We start from the raw sequence: 6665 nt of genomic DNA on the forward strand, positions 1-6665 counted from the left end.
CGTGGCCGACGCACCGGCCGGCGCTCCACTGTCCATCGTGCGATGTGGACGGCAGGGCGGTGTGGAGGAACGGTCCGCCAGTCCCGACCATCCACCCCTTGACTCGCCATCATGGCCCACGCCAGACTTCATGATGAAGCATCATTCACTTCCGCTGAGCGACGTTCTCATGCGCAGCAACCGAGCGGTGCGCGTGCACCCGAAGGAGGGGACGTGCTCCGTCACGACACAGCCATCGTCCCGGAGGAGGCCGCCCGCGCCGCGAGGACCGATGCACGGAGGCGGCAGATCCTGCACGCGGCCGTCCCGCTGATGGAGCGGAGCGGCTCACAAGCGGTCTCCATGCAGATGATCGCGGCTGCGGCCGGAGTCTCCGTTGGCCTGATCTACCGGTACTTCGCGAACAAGCAGGAGCTCGTGCAGGCCGTCACCGAAGGAGTGCTCGACGACATGGGGCGACTCCTCTCCGAGGCGCTGAAGCCCGAAGACGACCCGGTCCGTCAGATCGCCGGCGCGTTCGCCGCCTACTGCACCGTCATCCGGGAGAACCGCCAGGCGGTGATGCTGACCTACCGCGAGGCGAACACCCTGGACGAGGCGGGCCGTGCGGTCGTCAAGGAGCTGGAGATCCGGACCGTCGAGCCCCTGCGCAGCGCTGTGGACACCGCCGTCGAGCAGGGGTTGCTGCGGCCGATCCACGCCGAGCTGTACTCCTACGACCTGCTCACGGTGGCCCATTCCTGGGCGCTGAAGCACTGGTACTTCGCCCCGCGCATGACGTTCGAGGAGTTCCTCCGCACCCAGACGGCGCTCCTGCTCTCCACCGCCATCCGCCCGGAACACCGCAGCGACTACCCCGATCTGCTCGGCGACCTCACCTAGCACGCCGCTCCCCCACCGCAGCCCCAGGAGGCCTCATGGATTTCGTCATCGACGACGCGATGCAGGGCTATATCGACGCGGCCGCCGAGGTCGCCGCTCAGATCGCCCCCGACTACCCCCAGCGCGAGACGAATCGGATCATCGAGCCGGAGCTGCGCCTGCTCATGGGAGCACGCGGCCTGATCGCCCCGGAGCTCCCGGCGGCACTCGGCGGCCGCGGCGAGCGCGCGCTCACCACCGGCATGCTCACCGAGCAGATCGCGCGGGGCGACCTCACCGTCGCGTACGTCCAGGTCATCGGCTCCCTCGTCGGCCAGATCCTGGCGCGCACCGCACGCACGGAGGTCGCGGCGCGGTGGGCCCCCCGGATCACCAGCGGTGAGGACATCGTGGCGATCGGGCTCTCGGAACCGGGCGCCGGATCCGACGCCGGCAGCCCCTCCATGACCGCCACGTCCCAGGCCGACGGCTGGGTGCTCCGCGGCACCAAGTCCATGTCCTTCGCGATGCATGCGAGCGCCGCCGTGGTGTTCGCCCGCACCGAGGAGGGACGGCGCGGTCACGGCATCAGCGCCTTCCTGGTGGAGCTGGACCGCGACGGAGTCGAGCGCCGCGTCGCCCCCGACATGGGGACCCGTGCCGTGGGCCGCGGAATGGTGGAGTTCACCGACACCTGGATCCCCGAGGAGAACCTGCTGGGCGAGCTGGGCACGGGGTTCACCCAGGTGATGCAGGGGTTCGATTTCTCCCGTGCCTTGATCGGCCTGCAGGTGCTCGGCGCCGCGCAGGTCACGCTCGAGGAGACCTGGGAGTACACCAGCTCTCGCCTGGCCTTCGACCGCCCGCTGAGCTCCTTCCAGGGGGTGGCGTTCCCGCTGGCCGAGGCGGAGACCCTGCTGGAGGCCGCCCGGCTGCTCTGCCAGAGGACCCTCTGGCTGAAGGACTCCGGGCTGCCGCACACGAAGGAGGCTGCGATGTGCAAGTGGTGGGCGCCGAAGACTGCTTACGACGTCATCCACCAGTGCCTGCTCAGCCACGGCCAGTACGGCTATCTCACCGACCGGCCGATCGAGCAGCGCCTGCGCGACGTGCTGGGGCTGCAGATCGGCGACGGCACCGCCCAGATCATGAAGCTCGTCATCGCCCGCCACAGCGTGGATCGCGAGCTCGCGCCGTGAACGCACCACCTGCCCCGAGGAGAACCGTCATGCCCCCGCCGTCAGCCCCCGCTACCAACGATCAGGATCTCACCGGGCGGATCTGCATCGTCACCGGTGCCGCGAGCGGCATCGGCAAGGGCATCGCGACCCGGCTCACGGCCGACGGGGCGATCGCGGTGGTCGCCGATCTCGACGAGGCCGCGGCCCGAGAGGTCGCCGCGGAGCTCGGTGGTGACACCCTCGCCGTCCCAGTCGACATCTCCGACCGCGCGAGCGTGGACGCGATGACCGCCCAGGTCACCGAGCACTTCGACCGGATCGATGTGCTGGTCAACAATGCCGGCTGGGACAAGGTCGGCCCGTTCCTCGAGCAGGATCCCGCGCTGTGGGATCGCATCATCGGGATCAACCTCTACGGCACGCTGCACTGCTGCCAGTCGGTGGTGCGGGTGATGACGGAGCAGGGCCACGGCACCGTCGTGAACATCGCCTCGGACGCCGCCCGCGTGGGCTCCAGCGGGGAGGCCGTGTACTCGGCCTGCAAGGGAGGGATCGTCGCGTTCACCAAGACGCTCGCCCGCGAGAGCGCCCGCGCCGGCATCACGGCGAATGTGGTGTGCCCCGGCCCGGCAGATACTCCGCTGTTCGCCTCGATCTCCGAGGACAGCCCGGGGCTGCGTGCATCACTGGAGCGGGCGATCCCGCTGCGCCGTCTCGCCCAGCCGGAGGATCTCGCGAACGCCGTCGCCTTCCTCGCCTCCCCCGCCTCGAGCTACATCACCGGCCAGACCCTGTCCGTCTCCGGCGGGCTCACCATGGCCTGAGCCCACCCCGCGATCTCACCACCGACGCAGAGAGCAGGCGAGCATGACCGAGCAGCAGCCCCGCACCTTCGAGACGATCCGCGCCGAGGTGACAGGCCCGATCGGGACGATCACGCTCCACCGCCCGGAGCAGCGCAACGCCCTCACCGCGACCATGCAGGCAGAGATCGCCCAGGCGCTGGATGCCTGGGCGGCCGACGACGCCGTGCGCGGGGTGATCATCACCGGCAGCGGCCCGAAGGCCTTCGCCGCCGGGGCGGACATCTCCGAGCTCGCCGCCTGGAAGACCGTCGACGGGCTGGCTGCCACGATGCAGAAGCTCTTCGACCGGATCCAGGACTTCCCGAAGCCCACGATCGCCGCCCTGAACGGTGTCGCGATGGGCGGCGGCCTGGAGCTCGCGATGAGCTGTGACATCCGCATCGCCGCGGAGAACGCGAGCATGGGCCTGCCCGAGGTGGGGCTCGGGGTGCTGCCCGGCGCCGGCGGCACCCAGCGGCTCTCCCGTCTGGTGGGCGTCGGCCGAGCGCTCGAGATGATCCTCACCGGCCGAGCCCTGACCGCCGAGCAGGCGGAGCACTACGGCCTGGTCACCACGGTGGTGCCCGCCGCGGAACTGCTGCCCACGGCCGCGGAGATCATGGCGAGCATCCTCGCCAAGGGCCCGCTCGCGATCCGACTCGCGAAGCTGGTCGTCGGTCCGGGAGCGGACGCGGATCAGCGGACGGGACTGCTGCTGGAGCAGCTCGCGCAGACGCTGCTCTACACGACGCAGGACAAGGCCGAGGGGGCTGCGGCGTTCTTGGAGAAGCGGGCGCCGGGGTTCGAGGGGCAGTGACCCGCGGTGGGAGCCGACGGCCCGGCGGCCGCCCGCCTCAGGATGCGGCGGGCTGCGGGGTGGTCTGCACGGAGCTCTGCGGGAACCGCTTGGCATTCCGGGCCCGGGCCTTCTCCCGCTCCTCCTCGCGGTCCTTCGGCGGGGCGGCGGTCACCAGCTCAGCCAGCAGATGCTCGGTGGCATGCGCGATCTCGGCGACCGCTCGCTCGAATGCCTCGGTGTTCGCCTGAGACGGCTTGGTCATCCCGCTGACCTTGCGCACGTACTGCAGCGCGGCATCGTGCACCTCCTGGGAGGTGGCCTCGGGCGCGAAGTTGTGGAGGGGCCTGATGTTGCGGCACATGGGACAAGGTTGGCACGGGAGCGAGGGCCGGGCAATGCCCGGCGGAGACTGCACGGCACCCTCCCCGCCTCACCCCCGCCCCCATCCGGGACAATGGACCCATGCCCACCCAGCTCACGATCACTCCGGAGTTCCAGGATGCCCTGGACCACCTGCACGCCGGCGACCACCTCTTCCTCACCGGCCGGGCAGGCACGGGCAAGTCCACGCTGATCAGGCACTTCCTGGAGACCACGACGCGGTCGACGATCACGGTCGCGCCCACCGGGATCGCGGCGCTGAACGTGGACGGCTACACGATCCACCGCCTGTTCTCCTTCCCGCTCGGGGTGAGCGAGGAGATGGTGCGCGGGGGCGGCTACTACCCGGGCCGCTTCGCGAAGGCGCTCGCGGAGCTGGACACGCTGATCATCGACGAGGCCTCGATGGTGCGGGCCGACCTCTTCGACGCGCTCACCGCGGCGCTCGAACGGTTCGGGCCGCGGCCCGGGGAGCCGCTCGGTGGGGTGCAGCTGGTGCTGGTCGGCGACCTGTACCAGCTGCCGCCGGTGGTGACCGACGCCGAGGCGCCCTTCATCGAGGAGCGCTACGGCACCCCGTTCTTCTTCTCCGCCCACTCTTTCCATCGGGACACCTTCCCCGTCGTCGAGCTCAGCACCGTGTTCCGCCAGCAGGGGGACGACCGCCTGGTCGATCTGCTGAACGCGGTGCGCGACGGGGCACTGCTCGAGGACGCGCGCGCAGAGCTGAACCGTCGGACGGACCCGGAGTTCGAAGCCCCGCTCGAGGAGTTCTGGCTGACGCTCGCCACCACCAACCGGATCGTCGGCGCCCGGAATCGGCAGCTGCTCGAACGCTTGCCGCACCCGGCCCAGACCTTCCCCGCCGTCATCCGCGGGGAGACCGACGGGTTCGAGCGCCCCACCGATGTGCAGCTGGAGCTCGCTGTCGGCGCGCAGATCATGATGCTCACCAACGATCCGCTGGACCGCTGGGTCAACGGCACCCTGGGCCGCATCGACGCGATCGGCAGCGATGAGGACGGGCCCGTGGTCACCGTCCAGCTGCGTGACGGCCGCACCGTCCTGGTGTCCCCGTACACCTGGGACATCACTCGCCCCGGCATGCAGGGCGGCTCACTCGTCCACGAGGTGATCGGCACCTTCACCCAGCTGCCGATGAAGCTGGCCTGGGCGATCACGATCCACAAGTCCCAGGGCCAGACCCTCGAGCGGGTGATTGTGGACCTCACCGGAGGCACCTTCGCCAACGGCCAGCTGTATGTGGCGCTCTCACGCTGCACGAGCCTGGAAGGCCTGGTGCTGAAGCGCGATGTGCTGCCACGCGACTTGAAGTCCGACACCCGAGTGCGACGGTTCCTCGCCTCGCGGGCCGCGCCGGCGGACGACCTCGACGAGGTGTATCTGGCGTCCCTCGCCGTTGGCAACGACGGGGACCGCTACCGCCCCCGACCGGTCGAGATCGCGCTGGTCACCGACGAGGGCGACGAAGCGACGACCGTCATCAACCCCACCAGCGACCTGTTCGCCGCCCGCACTGAGTTCGGCCTCACCACCCGGGATGTGCAGCTCGCGCCGCTGCTGGTCGAGGCGTGGCGGGCGCTGTCCCCGCTGCTCGCCGGCCGGGTGCCGATCGGGGCGGGGGTGGACCAGCAGCTCTCCCGCATCGACTTCGAGCTCAAGCGCAATGGGATCGTGGAGCCGATGCCGCTCGGGGTCGATCTGCCGACGGGCGCCCTCACCTCCGCTGAGCGGGCCGGACTGCGTGCCCCGACGGCGCTCGAGCGTGCCCGCGCGGTGCGCGCAGCCGTGCAGCGACTGCGTGCCGAGGGAGCGATGCCGGCGACCGGTGGGACCGCGTTCCCCCAGCTGGTGCGCGGGCATGGCTTCCTGCTCGCCCGCAGCACCGGGGCCGACGGGATGGAGGGCCCGGAGGGATTCGTGGTGGGTGGCAACCTCTCTGCCGAGGATGACGCCGCACTCGTGCTGGCCCAGGCGCTGGAGACCGCATGGGAGCGGGTCCTCCACCCGGATTCGCTCGTGGTGGAGCGGCTGCGCGCTGTCGAGGCGCACTACGGGGTGCGGGTGCTTCCCGACGGCTTCGAGCTCGAGGAGAAGTCAGTGTTGGACGAGGTGCTCGTGCCCGGAGCTCGGGTGTGCTTCACCGGGGAGGTCGTCTCCCCCGCCCTTGGCTTCGTGAGCCGTGACCGGCTGGAGCGGCTCGCCGAGGATCGCGGGCTCGTGGCGGTACCGAACGTCACCAAGACCAAGAGCGACGTGCTCGTGGTCGCCGAGCTCGGCACCCAGTCGAACAAGACCAAGAACGCGGTGAAGTGGGGCAAGCCGGTGATCGCGGCCGAGGAGTTCCTGGAGTGGGCCGGGCAGTGAGGACGACGTCCGCGGTGATGTCCCGCACCGCATTGTGCGGTGCCGTGCCAGCGGTCGGTCAGGCTGGGTCCCGATAGCCGATTGCAGTATCGAGCGATCGACTCAGCCCTGAATTCGAGGCAGGTCATTGCGAGCGTGCACAGCGGGTAGCACACAAGGCCCTTAGACCAGTACTTCATCGCTCGTTGGTGGGCCCCTGCTTTTGGGCAT

The 6665-nt window shown here is 70.1% G+C and carries 6 protein-coding genes; 5 read left to right on the top strand and 1 reads right to left on the bottom strand.

The genetic code is table 11. The annotated features are described in order from the left end of the window. Nucleotides 1–213: 213 nt before the first annotated feature. Genes ACT3T9_RS09190 through ACT3T9_RS09205 form a run of 4 tightly spaced genes read left to right on the top strand, consistent with a single transcriptional unit; the run spans nucleotide 214 to nucleotide 3704 of the window. Nucleotides 214–882, top strand: a complete 669-nt coding sequence (locus ACT3T9_RS09190; protein ID WP_444502645.1) for a TetR/AcrR family transcriptional regulator — start codon at nucleotides 214–216, stop codon at nucleotides 880–882. A gap of 35 nt (nucleotides 883–917) precedes the next feature. Continuing rightward, complete coding sequence (locus tag ACT3T9_RS09195) at nucleotides 918–2060, top strand: acyl-CoA dehydrogenase family protein (protein ID WP_441446232.1); 1143 nt, start codon at nucleotides 918–920, stop codon at nucleotides 2058–2060. 29 nt (nucleotides 2061–2089) lie between these two features. Further along, on the top strand, nucleotides 2090–2866 hold the full coding sequence (locus tag ACT3T9_RS09200) for an SDR family NAD(P)-dependent oxidoreductase (RefSeq protein ID WP_441446231.1): 777 nt from the start codon (nucleotides 2090–2092) through the stop codon (nucleotides 2864–2866). Between the two features lie 43 nt (nucleotides 2867–2909). After that, on the top strand, nucleotides 2910–3704 hold the full coding sequence (locus ACT3T9_RS09205) for an enoyl-CoA hydratase/isomerase family protein (RefSeq protein ID WP_441446230.1): 795 nt from the start codon (nucleotides 2910–2912) through the stop codon (nucleotides 3702–3704). A 37-nt stretch (nucleotides 3705–3741) separates the two neighbouring features. Here ACT3T9_RS09205 and ACT3T9_RS09210 read toward each other — a convergent pair whose 3' ends face one another. After that, on the bottom strand, nucleotides 3742–4047 hold the full coding sequence (locus ACT3T9_RS09210; RefSeq protein WP_441446229.1) for a DUF2277 domain-containing protein: 306 nt from the start codon (nucleotides 4045–4047) through the stop codon (nucleotides 3742–3744). 101 nt (nucleotides 4048–4148) lie between these two features. On the opposite strand from ACT3T9_RS09210, the gene ACT3T9_RS09215 reads away from it, so the two are divergent. Continuing rightward, the gene (locus tag ACT3T9_RS09215) at nucleotides 4149–6455 is read left to right on the top strand and encodes an AAA family ATPase (RefSeq protein ID WP_444502646.1); all 2307 of its coding nucleotides are present in this window, start codon (nucleotides 4149–4151) and stop codon (nucleotides 6453–6455) included. Nucleotides 6456–6665 lie beyond the last annotated feature (210 nt).

Source organism: Brachybacterium sp. AOP29-B2-41 (assembly GCF_052378395.1).
Classification (GTDB): Bacteria; Actinomycetota; Actinomycetes; order Actinomycetales; family Dermabacteraceae; genus Brachybacterium.